At 40.1% G+C, this 18,576-nt stretch carries 18 protein-coding genes and 1 pseudogene; 13 read left to right on the top strand and 6 right to left on the bottom strand.

What is annotated here, in order from left to right; genetic code table 11:
- Positions 1–259: 259 nt before the first annotated feature.
- Positions 260–613 (bottom strand): alkaline phosphatase, encoded by a 354-nt coding sequence (locus V8V91_RS21670; protein ID WP_373400781.1) that lies wholly within the window; start codon positions 611–613, stop codon positions 260–262.
- Between the two features lie 229 nt (positions 614–842).
- Positions 843–2,075, bottom strand: a complete 1,233-nt coding sequence (locus tag V8V91_RS21665; RefSeq protein ID WP_373397166.1) for an alkaline phosphatase — start codon at positions 2,073–2,075, stop codon at positions 843–845.
- A 164-nt stretch (positions 2,076–2,239) separates the two neighbouring features.
- Between V8V91_RS21665 and V8V91_RS21660 the strand changes: the two genes are divergently transcribed.
- The 5 genes from V8V91_RS21660 (at position 2,240) to V8V91_RS21640 (ending at position 5,846) form a co-directional block, all read left to right on the top strand.
- Positions 2,240–3,148 carry an exo-alpha-sialidase gene (locus V8V91_RS21660; RefSeq protein WP_373397165.1) on the top strand — a complete coding sequence of 303 codons (909 nt, stop codon included), beginning with the start codon at positions 2,240–2,242 and terminating at the stop codon, positions 3,146–3,148.
- Positions 3,037–3,405, top strand: coding sequence for an exo-alpha-sialidase (locus tag V8V91_RS21655; RefSeq protein WP_373400780.1), 369 nt, complete (start codon positions 3,037–3,039; stop codon positions 3,403–3,405). Before V8V91_RS21660 ends, V8V91_RS21655 begins: the two co-directional genes overlap by 112 nt.
- Positions 3,406–3,522: 117 nt before the next feature.
- Complete coding sequence (locus tag V8V91_RS21650; RefSeq protein ID WP_373397164.1) at positions 3,523–4,662, top strand: hypothetical protein; 1,140 nt, start codon at positions 3,523–3,525, stop codon at positions 4,660–4,662.
- A 113-nt stretch (positions 4,663–4,775) separates the two neighbouring features.
- Entirely contained in the window at positions 4,776–5,303 is a 528-nt protein-coding gene (locus V8V91_RS21645; protein WP_373397163.1) for a hypothetical protein, read from the top strand.
- Positions 5,304–5,387: 84 nt separating this feature from the next.
- A complete protein-coding gene (locus tag V8V91_RS21640; protein WP_373397162.1) occupies positions 5,388–5,846 on the top strand; it encodes a hypothetical protein in 459 nt (152 codons plus the stop codon).
- Between the two features lie 60 nt (positions 5,847–5,906).
- Here V8V91_RS21640 and V8V91_RS21635 read toward each other — a convergent pair whose 3' ends face one another.
- Positions 5,907–8,366, bottom strand: coding sequence for an alkaline phosphatase D family protein (locus V8V91_RS21635; protein WP_373397160.1), 2,460 nt, complete (start codon positions 8,364–8,366; stop codon positions 5,907–5,909).
- Positions 8,367–8,385: 19 nt separating this feature from the next.
- On the opposite strand from V8V91_RS21635, the gene V8V91_RS21630 reads away from it, so the two are divergent.
- From V8V91_RS21630 to V8V91_RS21595, 8 genes and pseudogenes are all read left to right on the top strand, one after another.
- The gene (locus tag V8V91_RS21630; RefSeq protein ID WP_373397159.1) at positions 8,386–8,736 is read left to right on the top strand and encodes a hypothetical protein; all 351 of its coding nucleotides are present in this window, start codon (positions 8,386–8,388) and stop codon (positions 8,734–8,736) included.
- Positions 8,737–8,916: 180 nt separating this feature from the next.
- The gene (locus V8V91_RS21625) at positions 8,917–10,071 is read left to right on the top strand and encodes a PhoPQ-activated pathogenicity-related family protein (protein WP_373400779.1); all 1,155 of its coding nucleotides are present in this window, start codon (positions 8,917–8,919) and stop codon (positions 10,069–10,071) included.
- Entirely contained in the window at positions 10,068–10,226 is a 159-nt protein-coding gene (locus V8V91_RS21620; protein WP_373397158.1) for a hypothetical protein, read from the top strand. The genes V8V91_RS21625 and V8V91_RS21620 overlap by 4 nt, the downstream gene beginning before the upstream one ends.
- Before the next feature lie 63 nt (positions 10,227–10,289).
- Positions 10,290–11,423: an alpha/beta hydrolase family protein gene (locus V8V91_RS21615; RefSeq protein ID WP_373397157.1), complete on the top strand. Its 1,134-nt coding sequence runs from the start codon at positions 10,290–10,292 to the stop codon at positions 11,421–11,423.
- 89 nt (positions 11,424–11,512) lie between these two features.
- Positions 11,513–12,196: an exo-alpha-sialidase gene (locus V8V91_RS21610; RefSeq protein ID WP_373397156.1), complete on the top strand. Its 684-nt coding sequence runs from the start codon at positions 11,513–11,515 to the stop codon at positions 12,194–12,196.
- A 10-nt stretch (positions 12,197–12,206) separates the two neighbouring features.
- Positions 12,207–12,524: an exo-alpha-sialidase gene (locus tag V8V91_RS21605; RefSeq protein ID WP_373397155.1), complete on the top strand. Its 318-nt coding sequence runs from the start codon at positions 12,207–12,209 to the stop codon at positions 12,522–12,524.
- A gap of 20 nt (positions 12,525–12,544) precedes the next feature.
- A complete protein-coding gene (locus V8V91_RS21600; protein WP_373397154.1) occupies positions 12,545–13,477 on the top strand; it encodes a dihydrodipicolinate synthase family protein in 933 nt (310 codons plus the stop codon).
- Positions 13,478–13,500: 23 nt separating this feature from the next.
- Positions 13,501–14,998 (top strand): annotated as a pseudogene (locus V8V91_RS21595) (sodium:solute symporter).
- A gap of 13 nt (positions 14,999–15,011) precedes the next feature.
- Here the strand turns inward: V8V91_RS21595 and V8V91_RS21590 are convergent.
- The 3 genes from V8V91_RS21590 to V8V91_RS21580 all read right to left on the bottom strand — a co-directional run bounded on the left by V8V91_RS21590 (position 15,012) and on the right by V8V91_RS21580 (position 18,568).
- Positions 15,012–16,592, bottom strand: a complete 1,581-nt coding sequence (locus V8V91_RS21590; protein WP_373397153.1) for a calcineurin-like phosphoesterase C-terminal domain-containing protein — start codon at positions 16,590–16,592, stop codon at positions 15,012–15,014.
- 330 nt (positions 16,593–16,922) lie between these two features.
- Complete coding sequence (locus tag V8V91_RS21585) at positions 16,923–18,284, bottom strand: NAD(P)(+) transhydrogenase (Re/Si-specific) subunit beta (RefSeq protein ID WP_373397152.1); 1,362 nt, start codon at positions 18,282–18,284, stop codon at positions 16,923–16,925.
- The gene (locus V8V91_RS21580) at positions 18,281–18,568 is read right to left on the bottom strand and encodes an NAD(P) transhydrogenase subunit alpha (RefSeq protein ID WP_074223020.1); all 288 of its coding nucleotides are present in this window, start codon (positions 18,566–18,568) and stop codon (positions 18,281–18,283) included. Before V8V91_RS21580 ends, V8V91_RS21585 begins: the two co-directional genes overlap by 4 nt.
- Between the last annotated feature and the right edge of the window lie 8 nt (positions 18,569–18,576).

Genomic DNA, 18,576 nt, shown 5'->3' with positions numbered 1-18,576 from the left:
GGTGTTTTTTCTCTGATGGAACATATTTTGCAAACTTGAAGTAAACTATTCTATCAACACATGCTTAGCTTCTTACTTTGGTGCATATTATTTGTCCTATGCTGGCCATTAGCCATCATCGCACTAATTCTTTACCCCATCGTTTGGTTACTCTTATTACCCTTTAGATTACTAGGGTTTGCGGTAGACCTTTCATTTGACCTAGTCAGAAATATTTTCATGCTTCCTTTCAATCTGGTAGGAAGAAGGTAATATATGCTTATCTCTGGTGGTACTTCTGGACCAGACCCATGATTTTAGTAAACACTTCCGTGTTTTCATACACCCCTTGGAAATCACTGGAATGTGCACCATATGCAAAAATCGGAACCATGATTCCAGTATGGTCATCAGAATGAAAAGCTAATTCAAGAGTTGCATTTGCAATATCACCTTGGGGAATAGAAACACCTCCAGTTTCATGATCCGCAGTAATGATTACCAAGGTACCGGGATGCTCATCCGCAAATTGCAATACTTTCCCAATCGTTTGATCAAAATCCAACATTTCAGAAATTATGGTTGAAGCACTATTCGAATGGCCACCCGAATCAATATTCGCAGCTTCAATCATCAAGAAAAATGGAGCTTGTTTTTCCTCAAAAAATCGAAGGCAAAACCAGTACTCTTTTTTAAGTAATCCCCTCTTCCCTCTAGCATTTTTGGCAAAGAACCAGAAGCGGCAAAATAACCCACCCGATCCATACCTAGCGAGTTGAAGTCTTCAATCATTGTAAAACCTGCCTGATTTAAATGGTTGATTTCATTTGAAAAATTTTCACTTCCCCCACCTATAAATAGGTCTAATTTACTTTTTGATAGATAGGATGCGATTTGCTCTGAATCATCTCTTTCTGGATGATGCGCATAAAATGATGCGGGGTAGCACCCGTCAATTGATCAGTCGTGATGACCCCACTATTGAACCCATACTCTACCAAAATGTCCGGAATATTCACTAAAACCTCCCCATCAGGACCAAGCCCCAATGCTCTGTTATTGGTTTTTTGACCTGTAGCATAAGCAGTGGCACCTGCAGCAGAGTCTGTCGTAAAATCATCCGCAGCCTGAGTTTTAACTAATCCTATTTTTTTAAGATTGGTCAGGGTCAACGCATTTCCATTAGCAAATAGTGCAGAGGATATCTGCGCCAAACCATTCCCGTCTCCAATCATTAGAATAATATTCTGAACTGGTGCCTCCACTCCGTCCAACTGAAAATTTGGAGTGTAAGTGGGTTGAATAGACGGGTTCCGATAGACGGTAGAAGTTAAGTTTTTCAAATATTGTTGGGCTTCATAGGGATGATCGGTATTGATAAAATCAACCCCCATTTCGTAGAAAGCCTTCCAAGCTGTTTTAGAATCTGGTGTACCCCAAAATCTAACGGGCTTATGGAAGGAATGAACCAAGTCAATAAAATTCTGAAGCCCCACTCGTTGATCTTCCACCATCCTTCCTTTTCCATTCCAAATCGAAAATTGCCTAAAACTCAAACTCACCATTCCGATTTTGGACCAAGGAAGCTCCTGGGTTAATTCTTTACTTTGATAGTCAAAGAACATCCATTCTGGGTAGCTTGTATACGCTTCCACTTCAGGTCTATTTCCTGAAATGATCAATTTCAAGCCTTTTGGATGATCACTACTATAAGCCAGGTCCTGATAACCTTTCATGATCTCTTGCAACAACTCTAAGGTGGGCAAGGCAGATGTTTTCAGATCTACCAGTAAATGAAAGTTGATTTCCTCAATCACCCCATTTTGAAGTCCCTCTCTAATGGGATCCAAATATAAACTCTGGATGGTTTTTGAGGGATGGATACTTTCTTTTTCATGAGCTGCCATCAATTGACCATCCTGCAAAATCACATCTACTTCTATAGAGGATGCTCCGGCTCCAAAAGCTTCCCAAAAAGGCGCTTTTTGCAAGTAATCGTTATGAGAATGGATGTTAAAATCGGGTTCCTCTTGCGCTAAAACCGAAATGGAATAGGCAAAAAACAAAATGGTAAAAATCAAACTGGCTTTATTCATACTCAAAAATAGTTTTAATTTTCAGTTCAAAATCCTTAGAACTATTCTAATCACTGATCATAACAATCATATAAAACAGCTGTAATCTTATCATAATTTTCAAGATCAACTCACTCCAAGAAAAGAAAATTATAGTTTCGTCTAATCTTTTAAGAATAATCCCTATGACTCGATTTATTTCCTTTTTCACAGTACTCTTTTTAGTAATTCATTTTCAAGGCCACTCTCAGATTAACAGTATGGTGTTCAAGGGAGGCACAGAAGGACATAAAATTTATAGAATACCCGCAATCATTTCTTTACCCAACCAAGAACTTTTGGCTTTTGCGGAAGGGCGGGTCAATGGCAGTGATGATTATGGAGATGTGAACCTCGTATTAAAGCGAAGCAAGGATTTTGGAAAAACATGGTCTTCATTAGAAATTTTGGTGGACTATGATTCCTTACAGGCGGGGAATCCCGCTCCTGTGGTGGATAGATTTGATCCTAATTACCCTGAAGGGGTCCTGTATTTGTTTTATAATATAGGAAATAACCACGAATATGATATTCGGATGGGCCGAGGCGTAAGAGAAGTTTGGATGATGAAATCTTACGATCTTGGAAAAACCTGGGAGGAGCCCCAAAATATCACCCTTCAAACTCACAAACCGAATAATACTTCTTTCAATTCAGATTACAACTTACCAGAGGACTGGAGGCATTATGCAAATACTCCGGGACATGCATTTCAATTTCAGGAAGGCAAATACAAAGGAAGAATTTTTGTAGCTGCCAATCATTCAAAAGGTGATCCCCAAGAAGGTTTTTCTGAATACCAAGCCCATGGCTTTTTTACAGATGACCATGGCAAAACATTTGAAATTTCCGAGTCAGTCAAAATCCCTGGATCCAATGAATCCATCGCTGCCGAACTTCCTAATGATCGAATGATCATGAGTGTGAAAATCAAAAAGGAGACATCCGTCAGCGAATTCTTGCTTATTCATCGGATGGTGGAAAAACCTGGGATGAGGCATATTTTGAGGAACAGCTACCAGATCCTGTTTGCCAGGGATCCATCATTTCCATGAGGGATTCTAAAGGAACCTTTACTTTAATTCATTCCAATAATTCCGATCCGTCGCATCGAAATAACCTGAGCCTAAAATTCAGTGATGATTTGGGTAAAACCTGGTCTAAACCACTTTTAGTGGATGGTATAGAAGATCCCAGCAATTCTTCTTACACAGGATATAGTGATTTGGTAGAAATCAGCAATAATCTGGTAGGTATCATTTATGAGAAGAATGACTATACTGAAATAGTCTTTAAAACTTTTTCTTGGTAACGTTGATACCGTAATCTAATTTGATAATCTACTCTTTCAATTGGTTATAAATAGTAAGATATAATCTCCTAGTATTTTTGTAAATTATCCAAAACATACTAATCCGTAATTGAAATCTTGAGGGCTTTCATCATACTTGTTTTTTCACTCCTTATTTGCGTTCAGGTTAAAGCACAAGACAAAAAGGATAGTACGAAGACCTCTGTTTCAAAAAAAGCCCTGGAGGAAGGAATAAAACTGATTTCCAGGACCGGGAGTGATAGTGTCTTGCTCGAAGAAAGTGATGAACGTTTTCTACCCTACTCTGGAAATATCATCCGAAATATCTATGTGCAAAGTATTGGGTTTGAAAAATCCATCTATGGAAATGAAAAGCCCATTGTACAGAAAATAGGAAGGACTGCCAATAAACTTCATACCAATACCCGGGAAAAAACCATTCGGCAAAATTTATTCATACGGCCAAATGAGAAAATAAACCCTTATAAACTCGGAGACAATGAACGGCACTTACGAAATCAGGAATTTATTCTGGAATCAAGGTTCGTCATTACTCCAGTTGAAGAAACTGATTCGGTCGATATCACAATTGTCACCAGGGATGTATTCAGTATAGGGATGAACATAGGGGGAACCATCCCAACTGCACCTAAATTCACATTATATGACGCTAACTTGGATGGTCGAGGTCAAAGACTGGAAGTCACCATGCTATTTGACCCAGATAGAAAACCTAGGACAGGGTTTAGTACCTCTTTTAAAAAAACTAGCTTCCTAGGAAGTTTTGCTGATTTGGAAATCTTCTACACCCAACTGAATACTGGTTTTTCATATGGAGATGAAAGAGAATTCGCTACAGGGATTAAAATAGACCGTAAACTAGTATCCCCTTATTCCAGACTAGCCGGAGGAGGTCAATGGAGTAAAAACTGGTCCAGAAATGTCTATTCAAGACCTGACTCCGTATTTCTGGACTATCATTACAACTTAGCCGATTTTTGGATAGGCTATAACTTTGGCATCCATAAACCAATAGAAAAAAGAAGCCGTACTTTTTTAGCTGTTAGAGCATTTGACGGATACTTTATTACTAAGCCAGATCAAGAGGATTTTTATAAAGAAAATAATTATAACAATATCAATGGGGTCTTGGCGGCATTGACATTTTACAAGCGAGATTTCTATAAGACCCAATACATCTTTGGATTCGGAAGAACGAGGATGTTCCCTATGGCTATACCATCACTCCTACCCTAGGATGGGTTAGAAGACTGGGAGCCAATAAACCTTATGCAGCATTAGAACTCAATTACAAAGGTGTTTTTGAATCTGGAAGTTTTTACGAAATGGGTATCAATACAGGAACGTTCATGAAAAATTCCAGTCTTGAAGACGGGGTAATTTATTCCACCATATCTTACTTTACCAGGGTTTTTTCTTTGGGGAATTACAAGCTTAGAAATGCCGCTAGCTTAACTTACACGAAACTATTTAACAGGTATGCTAATAATTGGCTAGAGATATACTCTGCATTAATACCGGGGCTTCGAGTGAGAGAAATTGAGGCTGACGAACGATATTCTGTAAGAATCGAGTCAGCACTCTATACCCCATGGTCCTTGATTGGTTTCCGAATCGCTCCTTTTATTTCCCTCAATGCTGCTACCTTAAATTGCCAGACATGCATAAAATTCACCCACCAATTTTATGGTTTCAGTACAGGACTTAGAATTAGAAATGAAAACCTGATTTTTGGTACCATCGAATTAAGAGGCACCTATATTCCGGAGGATGAATTTGGAAGCTCTAAGTTTTCCTTCAAGCTACGCCAAAATCTCCGATTTAGAAAATCAGACAATTTTGTGAAAGCCCCTTCCTTCATTAATTATAATTATTAAGCCAAGAAAAATCCAAAAACTGATTTTTGTCATTGGATGGCTCATTGGGAAAGTTTAGGTTTCACCATTCTAAACAATATACCCATGAAAATCACATCACAAATTGGTCGCCTCTCCCTGTTTATCATTTATTTCTGGTTCGGAATCTTAAAGGTCTTTGGACTATCTCCCGCAGAGGCATTAGTTGAAAACCTCTTCCAAGAAACTCTCGGCACCTGGTTTGATTTCTCCTTGTTTTGCATGGGGTTTGGAATGTTTGAATGTTTGTTAGGCATTCTTTGGCTTTTCCCAAAACTCAGTAAAATAGCCTTATACCTGTTGTTCTTTCATATGGCTACTACTTTTCTTCCGGTATTGGTATTGACGGAGGAAATCTGGCAGACCTGGTTTACCCCCACCTTAGTTGGACAATACATCATTAAAAATCTCGCGTTGATCTCTTTAGGTCTATTTATTACCAAATCTTATGATCAGGAAAAAAGTGAGGAGTTGAAAAAGCCCATTTTGAAGATTTTAAGAAATCAAAAAGAACTGGCCTCCTAAAGGATAAAAAAAAAGCCCCCAATACCACAAGTCTTTGGGGGCAAAATCTTACACCAAGTTTTAAGCAAAATCAAACAATAGAGGGGATTCACCCCCTTTAGAAATTTTTATTTGTCCCATAGAAATTTTCTTCCCCGAATCAGCATCCAAGAGATTTACCGTAAAAGTATCTTCTGAAAATACTTTTGGCTTTAAACTAATTGAATTGAGTCGAATCGCATATTCGAGTTCTCCAGTGCTTTCATTCACTACCTGAAGCAGGGGATTTACTGCACCTTTTACCTGAACTTCTGGCAAATACCCGAATGCTTTTCTGGCATAATTATCTTCCTGACTGATCTCAATTGGCCAGCCTTCGTATTGACCAGATGGATTTGCTATTGGATCAACATTTCTTGGCCAGCATTCAATTTTTATTTTTCGATCAGCCTTATTGAACGTAATAATGCCATACCCTGTTCCCCGGTCATAAATTCTTGATGGTTCAAAGCCGGTTTTATAAGGATTTGCCACTGCATGAATCGTCATTTTATTCCCAAAACCATCTATAAAATCTCCAGTATTCTTATTTTTTCCAGGAATGGGTTGATGCTCAGCAGAAACTTGGGGCCACCATCTTCTTGGCCATAAGTTATTAAGAGCAGGACCGGCAAATGCATATCCTGAATCTCTAAATTCATCAACCCCATAATGAACGGTACTTGCCAAATGCTGGTCTCCCGCAATATGTAAAGCAAAGGCTTTGCGAATGGTCCTCAAGGCTTCATCCCTACCCTTTTGTGGCCAACCATTGGAATCCATATCAGAAGTTGGTGCATCTCCATCTACATACTCTCCTTTTTCTGGAATAGGCAATCTGGGCACAATTTCATCTATAATACTTCCTTCGGGTAAGGTCGCTACCGTACAGAAATTTGTCTGTGAACAAACCGCTTTCATTTGAATATTTGCTCCCCAATCCTCGGCCCATTTTTCAAGAAAATCCATTTGTCGTTTACCTAGGAGCTCTGCATCGATATCGTAATATTCTTTAATGTCAAATTCCGTATTTTGAATAAACCCGTTTTGAACTTTTGCCTCAGCAGGAAGGACATTTTTAGGTGCAGATTTGAATTTACGGTCCTCTAAAATCGCAAAACTCACTCCACCATAATTCCAGTCAGTATAGTATACGTTGATTCCTTGTTTGACAGGTCTTGGATCAAATGGATCTGGCAAATGGCTGGTTTGTGTGGCCTGGACCATATTTACCCACTGGGGTGACATTTTATAACCTCCTTGGTCTTGTGCTACATAACCCCAGCCTTCGTCGGTAGGAGCATGTTCACCTCCTTCTCCCCATACATTTCCATGATAGACATCATGATCATCTGGGATAAAAGCGGTAGGGATTCTTCTGAAAATATCCCGATAGGACCAACCAAACATGTACCATTTTCGAAGGTAATCTAAGCTTGATTTTTCAATACGGTCCGTTTGAATTCCAAAACCGCCAGTTCCCTCGTAAAACTGATCTCCAAGAAACAATGCCATGTTGGGTTGATGCTTGTTTACATGGTAAGAAACTTCTTGGTCAGGAAACCCATGATCGGCATTACAACTAAATACTGCCACCTTTAAATTTTCTTTGGCTTCTGGTTCTTTGGCGATTTCACCATAGTAATCAAAATCCTGAATTTTGTTTTTTAGAGGAATCTCCAAATGAACTCTAAAGGCAATCGTTTCATGGTGTCTCCATTCAGGAATCCTGAATTGGGCTATTCTCCCGAGTGGATCCATGTCTGCTTCCTGGAGTGTCTCCCATTGCATTCCATTCTTTATCTGCAAGGAGATGTTGACCCCTTCAATTTCTTCCACCGGAGCTAGCTGAGCCGTCATTTTCAACAATCCCTCATGCAAAGTATACTGAGCAAAACAAATGGGTCCAAATAGCTGGTCTGCATACTCTTCAATTTTATCCCCACTAAACATCCAGTCACCAATTGAAACCAGTGGATTTTCACTTCCTAAATCGGATGGACAATGAGCTACTAAAGCGATATTTCCCACTAAACTTGCTGATTCCAACTCAGAGTCAACGACTTTTACTTCCAGCTCATTTTGTTTGGCAAGCAATGTCAGGGTATACTTATTCCCTTGATATTCTGCTTTAAGGCTAAGCAAAATAGGTTGATTCAAATCTAAATTCTCATTGGAACGTTGCTCCCTTATAAACACTTTTCCTTCCCCATTCACTCCTAAGTCAAGTCCTTCCCCAAAAACTGCTGCTGATCGGTAGTCCGGGAATCTCCCTTTTGCTCCTAATCGGAAACCTACATACGCCTCAGGATGATTTATTAATTCAGAGTTCTCCCAATGGAGGGTAACCGCTTGATTAAAATCCCTAAGGTCTTCTCCTAATTGATGGGTTAAGATATGTAAGGCACGGTTTGGAGCAGAAATCACTGCACATGCTTTTCCATCCACTAATTCCCAATCTTGTAGCCTGTTCCCCCAAAATTCAGGGCCAATCCATTTCATAGTTGGCCAATTTTCCCAATTGCTTTTAAAAGCAGTTTTCGTGGGGCCTAACAGCCTGGTGATACCTGTAAATCCTTGCGGAAAAAATAAAGGTGTAATGGAGCTTAAGGCCATTGCCTTTACAGCAGATCTTCTTTTCATGGTTTATGGTTTTTCCCATTCATCCAATTCTCTCATGGATATATGGAAGGTTTTAGTTCACTATAATAAGACTACCCATACCGGAAATTATTCGAGAGGATCAGTAGTCCATATCTTCAAAAAGGAGGTAAAAATTAGAGGAATATTTCCAATCGACCCAATAATTGGAAATGGGATTTGTGAACTACTTTCAAGTTTCGAGAAATCTAGATTGTTCATCCCCGCATAAATCATTAGATTTTAGACCAATAACAAAAACCCAAACCTGCATGAGTATTTTTTTCCTACTGTCCGAAATTCACACATTTTTGCTTTCTTCCTGTTGCTGTTCATAACTTCATGTGAACAGCCTGTTGAAACAAAAACGACTCCCCCACAAAAAAACGAAAGCATCCTCAAAGAGTATGTGATGGCCGCTGATAGCACTTATGGATTTGAGGTGGTTCATACGGTCACTGGTACCGATTACGATTACCATGTTTTAAAAATGACCTCACAACATTGGTTGACGCCGGACCTGGTGGATAAAACTAAATGGTGGCATTGGATTTCAGTGGTGGTCCCAAGAGATACACCCTACGAAACTGGGATGATGTGGGTAGGCGGTGGAAGTACGAACACCAACATGCCTCTAGCCCCAGATGAACTTATTCTTGCCGCTGCTACTCAAACCAATTCAATAGTAGCACAGGTGCACAACATTCCATTTCAGCCCCTGACCTTTGCCAATGACAGTTTTGGAGAGCGGTATGAAGACGAGATTATTTCATACGGCTGGAAAAAGTTTCTGGAAGGAGGGGCAAAAGATGAAGATGCAATTTGGCTTGCCAGACTGCCCATGACCAAAGCAGTCAAACTGGCGATGGATGCTACCTCAGAACTTGTAAAAACCTATTATGATAAGAACCTCCAAAAATATGTGGTAGCTGGAGCTTCCAAGAGAGGCTGGACTACCTGGACTACTGGAGCTGTAGATGATCGGGTAGTAGCAATTGTCCCAATCGTAATAGATTTGCTAAATCTGGAACCCTCATTTAAACATCATTGGAGAAATTACGGTTTTTGGGCACCTGCGGTTAATGATTATGTAAGAGAGGGAGTAATGGAATGGATGGGGACACCTGAGTTTGACCGATTATTGGAAATCACAGAACCTTACTCATTCTTATCTGACCTGGATATGCCAAAGCTCTTAATCAATGCAGCTGGAGATCAGTTTTTCCAACCGGATAGTTGGGAATTTTATTGGAATGATTTAAAAGGAGAAAAACACCTGCAATACGTACCAAATTTTGGGCATGATTTGAGTAAATCAGATGCTTTCCCAAATATGATTTCTTTTTATTCTTCTGTTTTAAATCAACATACGAGACCAAGCTACCAATGGGCGATAGAAGATGAGTTTATTCGCTTTCAGGCAGACCCTAAGAACCAACCTATTTCTGTAAAAGTATGGACTGCTACCAATGAAGAGGCCCGAGATTTCAGAGTAGATGTTTTTGGTCCAAAATGGAGTTTTATTAACCTGGAGTCCAAAGAAGGGGGCTTTATGAATATCAAATGAAACAGCCAGATAATGGCTATCAAGCATATTTCATGGAGGTCACATTTGCAGGAGAAGCTCCCATGAAAGTAACCAGTGGAGTTGAAGTTTTACCTAGGGCTTATCCATTCGAAGACTTCATCCCTGAACAATTGACCAGTTCCAGTTCAAAATAAAACAAGATGCTCAAATCAATTTTAGTTGTCTCTCTCCTATTCCTTGTACAAAACCCAATTCTCATGGCACAGCAAAAAGTGAATGAAGATGAAAGTACAGTCCCTTCATTAAGTTTACCAGATCCTTTTGTCAGCGAACATGGAAAGCTCATCAACAATGTCTCAGATTGGGAAGGTATTAGAAGACCTGAAATTTTGAAAGCTTTTACCGATGAAGTCTATGGTGAGATCCCAACTGATTTCGATTCTATTTCCTATAAAGAAGTTTCAGAGAACCCCAACCCTTTTCCAGAAACTACCCTTTTTAAAGAGCTTTATATTTCTGTCAGTAGAAATGGAAAATCCCATACCATGCGTCTCAATGTGTTTTTTCCGAAGTCAACCAATACCCCTGCCCCCGTTATTCTTTTAATTAATCATCGAGCAAAATATAAGGACGGAAGAATCGCAGAAGATGGGTATTGGCCGGTAGAAGAATTGGTAAGCAGAGGATTTGCCACAGCATCTTTCCATGGCGAAACAGTAGCTCCAGATGATGCAGAAAGGTTCACTCAAGGGATTCTCTCCACCCTCTATCCGGAGGAGCTAGAAAACCCTGCAGGCATGCGAACATTTGGAGCCTGGGGTTGGGCAGCCATGAGAGCCATGGACTATTTTATGCAAAGACCTTTGATAGATGCAAAAAAGGCAACGATAGTAGGTCACTCTCGTTCTGGCAAAACTGCCTTATGGACTGGTGCCAATGATCCCAGATGGGCAGTGGTCATATCCAATGAATCCGGATGTGGGGGAGCAGCCCTTTCGCGTCGAAAATTTGGCGAAACTGTGAACATCATCAATCATTCATTTCCTCATTGGTTTAATGACAATTTCAAAAAGTACAATAACCAGGAAGAATTACTCCCTATAGATCAACATATGCTTGCCATGCTGATCGCACCTAGGGCAATTTATATTTCGAGTGCCAAAGGAGATCTTTGGGCCGATCCAAAAGGCGAATATCTTTCTATGCAAATTGGAAGTAGGATCTATACGGATATTTACAAACAATCAGTATCATTTCCAGAGGATTTTGAAAATGTGCAAACCCCAATTCACCAAGATCGTGCGGGCTATCATATCCGAGAAGGGGAGCATGGATTAACCTTGGAAGATTGGCAGCATTTCATGGATTTCATCGACCTGAATAGTAAATAAATTCAGGTGAGTACAAGATAGTTCTTTTAACTTTTTATTGCTTTTTGTTAGCTTAAACTCCAAATCAACCTCATTTAAATTATTCATTCATGCCATACCTCTTGAGCCTTTTTTTATTCACAACTTTTAGCTCCTTATTTTTTCCGAAGGAACGAATCGAGGTCAAAATTTTAAAGTCCGAATTCATCTATGAAACGGCTCCTTTTCCTTCTTGTCATGCCTCCACTTTGGTTGAAACGCCAGAGGGAATTCTCGCTTCTTGGTTTGGTGGACAATACGAGCGGCATCCTGATGTAAGTATTTATACTTCCATGCTCCAAGACAATACATGGAGTACTCCTGTACTAGTTGCAGACGGAATTGAAAATAAAGACTTTAGAAACCCAACTTGGAACCCTGTTTTATATAGAAATCCAGACAGCGGACAAATCGTACTTTTCTATAAAGAAGGGCCCAATCCAAGAGAATGGTGGGGCTTGTATAAAACCTCAGATGATGGCGGAAAAACCTGGTCAAAAGCAGTTCAGATTCCTCCAGGAATGCTCGGTCCCGTGAAAAACAAATCTGTTTTATTGCCAGATGGCACTTTACTTCATCCAAGCAGCTTTGAAACCAATGGCATTTGGAGTATGCATGTGGAAACCACAACAAAGGATGTACAAGACTGGAAAAAAATGAAATTGACAATGGAGATTTCCATGCCATCCAACCTACCATTTTATCTTATCCAAATGGCAAGCTCCAACTATTGGCCCGAACTCAGGAGCATGTAATTGGCACCACTTGGTCATTGGACGGGGTAAATCCTGGTCTACCGTAGAATCTACAGGCTTGGTTCATAACAACTCAGGAATTGATGCGGTAACCCTTCAAAATGGAGTTCAATTGTTATTGTGTAATCCTATCAAAGAAGGTAGAAATAAACTTTCATTGATGATGTCTCGCGATGGGATGAATTGGGAAGAAATCCATGTTTTAGAGGATCAACCAAAAGGTGAGTTTAGCTATCCTGCCATCATTCAAGCGAAAGATGGTACCGTACACTTGACTTATACCTATAATCGAGAGAAGGTTAAGTACGTTGCACTAACCCTTGAATAACTAACTCACAAATCTTTATCATGCCTATTCCAAAGCCATTTCGAGGGATTATCCCTCCTATGATCACTCCTCTCCATCCGGAGTTTTCGCTCGATGAAAAGAGTCTTTCTCTCCTTCTAGAGCATATGATTTCCGGTGGAATTCATGGCATTTTTATTTTAGGAACCACCGGTGAATTCCCAAGTATCAGTTCCAAAGTCAAGAAGAAGCTCATCGAGCAAACTTGCCAACAAGTAAATCATAGAATCCCAGTATTAGTAGGCATTACGGACTGCTCCTTTGAAGAAAGTTTGGGCTTAGCTGAAGTTGCAAAAAACGCTGGGGCTGATATTCTAGTAGCCACAAATCCCTTTTATATGAATGTCGGGCAAGATGAATTGGTCTACTATTTCTCCAAACTTGCTGACGACGTAGAGTTACCATTATACCTATATAATATGCCATCCCATACAGGAATTAAACTGGAATTAGAAACTGTAATGAGCTTATCCAAGCATCCGAATATTATAGGTATTAAAGATAGCTCTGGTGATTTAACCTATTTTGAAAGCCTCTGCGATAATTTTCGTGAGGATCCTGAATTTACGGTTTTGGTAGGACCTGAAGAGGTTCTTGTAGAGACTATGAACATGGGAGGCCATGGAGGAGTAACCGGAGGTGCCAATTTATTTCCTTCCTTGTATGTAAAACTCTTTGAGGCGATTGAATACCAAGATTTGGAAAAGATCAAGCTTTACAATGAGACAGTTCAGTTTTTAAGCAAAAACCTATATAGTCATGGCACCTACCAATCCAATTATTTGAAAGGACTAAAAGCTTCACTTTCATTTGAAGGATTGTGTCAGGGAATACTAGCCCTTCCTCTTTGTGCTTTTAATGAAGGGGAGAAAATTGCGTTAAAGAAAAAATATGAAACTGTAAAAACTGCTGTAAAAATGGCTTTATCTACCTGATTTACTTTTAGCCCAATCAACCTATGAATCTTCCCATTTTTGACTTAGTCGTTTTTTTAATCTACATGGTAGCAATCGTGGGTTTTGGTCTATCCTTCTCCTTTCGAAAAAGATCCGCATTGGACTTTACAACTGGCGGTGGAAGGCTTCCCTCTTGGGCAATAGGCATGTCAATATTTGCAACTTTTGTAAGTAGTATCAGTTTCTTGGCTTTACCAGGTAACGCCTATTTATCCAATTGGAATGGATTTGTTTTTAGTTTATCCATTCCTTTGGCGGCCCTGATTGCTGTCAAGTACTTTGTCCCACTTTACCGTAAACTAAATAGCGAATCAGCTTATTATTATTTAGAACAACGGTTTGGGCTTTGGGCAAGGATTTATGCTTCGATTTGCTATTTATTGACCCAACTGGCGAGAATGGGAACCATCCTATACCTCCTCGCTTTACCGATGAATGCCTTGTTTGGCTGGAGCATTCCAATGATTATCACTGTTACGGGAATATCCGTGATCATCTATTCCATGTCTGGTGGAATTGAAGCGGTAATCTGGACGGATGCCATTCAAGGAATCGTCTTAATTGCTGGTGCCTTGGCCTGTCTGCTGGTGATTTTTATTGATATCCCTGGAGGAGCCAACGAAGTATTTACTATTGCTGCTTCACAAAATAAATTCAGTTTAGGAAGTTTTGACCTGGACTTTACTACCTCGACCTTTTGGATGATCCTAGTCTATGGTCTATTTATCAACTTGCAGAATTTTGGAATAGACCAGAATTATGTACAACGGTACGTGAGTGCCAAAACTGAGAAGGAAGCCATTAAATCAACCTGGCTAGGGAGTCTGTTATATGTTCCTGTCTCTGCCATCTTCTTTTTATCGGAACTGCCTTATTTGCCTATTATCAGGCCCAACCGGAATTACTTCCCTCAGACATTTCAGGGGCAGCAAATTCAGACAAGGTCTTTCCATATTTTATCGTATCCCAATTACCAACTGGGATTACAGGCCTTTTGATTGCCTCTATTTTTGCTGCGGGGATGAGTTCTGTTTCCACCAGTGTAAATAGCTCTGCCACAGTTATACTTTCTGATCACTTTAAAAATACATTCACCCCAACCCCTCTGAAAAAACTTCCATGAGAGTGCTTTGGCTTGCATCCTTGATCATGGGAATTTTCAGTATTTTGGTAGGACTGGCATTCAATGGAGTAACCAGCGCATTAGATGCTTGGTGGGCTTTGGCTTCTATTTTCAGCGGAGGAATTCTGGGACTTTTCCTTCTTGGTTTTATGGTGAAAAAATGCAACAGCAGAAATGCTTCTATTGCTGTTTCGGTGGGTGTTTTAGTAATTATTTGGATGAGTTTATCCTCCTATATTCTATTAGGAGACCTTGCTCCATTTCAAAACCCTTTACATAGCAACATGACAATAGTCGTGGGAACGCTTACCATTTTTATCCTGGGTTTTATACTAGGTAGTAAAAAAGGCCGGACCACGATTGACCCGGCATTTTAAACTGATCCAAAACTTACCTTTCTACTACCATTATTTTCTGTGTCCCTAGGTGCACCTGTCCAAAACGATCAGTCGCTTGGACTTTTACAGTATGTTCTCCCGCTTCCAATCCATTTGGGATAGGTATCCTCCACAGGTGTTTACTCTGAGCAGGGTTGGATGGTCTTCTTCCGTCTAGAAGGGTTTCTGTCGTGTCCCACTGATACAAATCGATTAAGTAGGCAGGATCGTAATCTTCCACCCAGGACATCGGTCTCATTTCACCTCCATCAATGCCTATTAAGACCTCATCTCCTGTTGATCCCATGAAAAAATTGACAAAAATTCCAGCAGTAGTCCGCTTCCCTTTCTCCAATACCTTGGGTGCAAAAATTTCCATTTGATAGGCATTGGACTTTCCAGCTACTTGATAATTCACCTTGTATTGATTTCCCGTGAAATGAATAAATGCATATCCTTTGGGAGTGCCATCACGCATGGTGGAGACCGGAATTCCTTTTTCATTTAATACTCCTTTGTACCAATCACCTGAGGTAGTACCCACATTGTAATGATGATGTGGAGTGTCTTGCTTCCACCCCTCTACTTTGGTGAAGTAATCTTGCCTCTGAAGATGTGTGTGGGCAGATAAGGAAAGGGTATATGGGAAGTCTTCCAGCATATCGAAAATCGCTTGTCTATCCTGATCTCGGAAAGAGTCTCCTTGCTCGAACGGGATATGCATGGACATCACGATCAAATGGTCTTTAGGAACAAATTTCAAATCATTCCTTAAAAACTCTAACTGGTCTGCTCTCAATCCACCCCAATAACTTTGACCGTCTCTAGGGTCTGGCCAAAGGATATCATCAATCACCATGAAGTGGACTTTGCCAACATTAAAAGCATAGGTACTCGGTCCAAAATTCGCTTCAAAAGTTTCATCTGAGAGTTCGTCTGATGCTACATCATAGTTTTCATCATGATTTCCCATGACATTGTACCAAGGAACTCCCACCCTGGAAACCGCTTGAGAATACGGAGTAAATAGGGTCAAATCATCCCCTACCAAATCTCCCAAAGAAAGTCCGAATACCACATCCTCTATACCTGCCACTTCACTGACAATCCCTCGGTCAAAATAATCCACTTCCTCTAAGGTATAAGGTTGTGGATCTCCAAAGATCAATGCAGTAAACTCTTCTTTTTCCTCTGTTTTGGTCAAAGCAAAATTGATTTCTTTGGGAAGATCACCCGTGGGAGCCGAACCAGGATAGACCAATTCAGGGGAACCTGAAGGCTTATGGATGTAAAAATATTGGGGTCTATTCAAAGAATCCAAGGGAACACGATAACCCGAGGGCTTAATAACAAATAGTAATTGACCATCTTTTATAGGTATTTCATAATATCCATTTTCATCTGTTTGCACTACCTCCTTGCCATTGGATATACTGACTCCTGCTAGCCCCGCCTCTCGTCGTTGCTTCTTTCCGTTTCCATTTTCATCATTGAAAACATAACCTTTTGCCAATTCTTGAGGGAAGGCATGTATACTTAACAGCATGAGTACGGCAACAAACCCCAGTTTTAAAGTAAATGTCACTATTCGCATTATTCTATCAATTATTTCAACAAATCCTTGAAGTAAATCTGACTGCCAATCAGGCACCCCGACTGGTAAAACCCTAGATAACAAAAACTTATCACTCCACTATCCTGATCGATTCAGGAAAAGCCAGAATCTTATAAAATCAGAAAATCAATCTTTATACAGGGTTTTTCAAAAATAGATTGAATCTGGAGAAAGGATACTACCTAAAGATCAAGGATTTATTATCAGTATTTTAATTTCCATGGAATAAAAAAAGCTACCGGATCACTCCGGTAGCCCTAGGTATAGGTTTGAGAAAAAAATATTCTTACATCTCCTTCATTTCGGAGACTACTTTTGTAATGGTTTGTTTGGCATCCCCAAAAGCATCAGGCAGTTTGGATAACCAAAGAGTTCATTTTCTACTCCTGCATATCCCTTACCCATACTTCTTTTGCTGACAATCACAGTTCTTGCTTTGTCTGCATTCAAAATAGGCATCCCATAAATTGGGCTTTGAGGATTATTTCTGGCAGCAGGATTCACCACATCATTTGCTCCAACAATCAATACTAAGTCAGTATTTGGGAATTCATCATTAATGGATTCCATTTCGATTAATTTATCATAGGAAATATTGGCTTCCGCCAATAACACGTTCATATGACCTGGCATTCTCCCTGCCACGGGATGTATCGCAAATTTGAAGTCTATATTCCGCTTCTCACATTGTTCCATCAATTCCCGGATCACATGCTGGGCTTGTGCAACAGCCATCCCATATCCTGGAACAACAATCACAGAAGACACTGAATCAAACAGCATGGCTGTTTCTTCCACTCCTATTTCCTTGACGGTGATGGAAGGTCCATCTTCACCAGCGCTTGAAACAGTCTGACCAAAACCACCTAATAGGACATTGACCAATGACCTGTTCATCGCTTTACACATAATCTGTGTCAAAATGATTCCTGAAGCCCCTACCAAGGAGCCAGCCACGATCAGTACATTGTTATTTAAAATAAAACCTGTCGCACAGGCTGCCATTCCAGAATAGGAGTTCAAAAGTGAAATCACCACAGGCATGTCAGCTCCTCCAATTGGGATTACCGTCAGCACTCCTAATACGAGCGAAATCACGATCAATACAATGATTAACACTGGGTCTGTTTGATCAATTACGGTAAAGGTTGCCGCTGTCAAAAAACTTAGAAACAAGGCTAAGTTGAGTGGATGTTGCCCTTTGAAGGTAATGGGGGATCCTGAGATATTTCCATTCAGTTTCAAGAATGCAATAATAGATCCCGTAAAAGTCACTCCACCAATAAACACCGATACAATGATACTGATGACAGTTACCAGCTCAATGGACTCCAGATTTACGTTGGTTCGAAGGAAATAATCCGACAAGGCAACTGAGAAGGAAGCTAAGCCTCCAAATCCGTTGAATAGAGCTACCATCTCTGGCATCTTTGTCATTTCCACCTTATTGGCGTAATATAAACCAATCGCAGCACCTACGACAATGCAAGCAAAGATCTCTACAAAGGAAATGACTTGTATCTGTACCAAGGTGGCTAAAATTGCAATAAACATCCCCAAGGCAGATAAGCGGTTTCCCTGTCTGGCAGACTTGGTTTTGTTCAACATTTTAATTCCCAACACAAATAGAATGGAGGAAATCAAATAGGCTATTTGGATGGCAATACTCATTTCTTCTTGAACATTTTAAGCATTCGATCTGTCACAGTGTATCCTCCCACCACGTTGATGGTAGCTAGAACTAAAGCAATCATTCCCAACCATTTACTAAGTGTTACATAGCCCATTTCATTGCAGGCTAATAGCGCGCCCACAATCGTGATTCCCGAGATTGCATTCGATCCCGACATCAAGGGCGTATGGAGTGTGGGGGGAACTTTAGCGATTAGCTCAAATCCCAGAAAACTTGCCAAAACAAGAATATAAATCAGAATAATTAATGCTTCTGAGCTCATGATAAAAA

The organism is Algoriphagus halophilus (assembly GCF_041729275.1).
GTDB classification, from domain to species: domain Bacteria; phylum Bacteroidota; class Bacteroidia; order Cytophagales; family Cyclobacteriaceae; genus Algoriphagus; species Algoriphagus halophilus_A.
The sequence above is the reverse complement of the archived record's forward strand: the minus strand, read 5'-3'. Positions and strand labels throughout refer to the sequence as shown.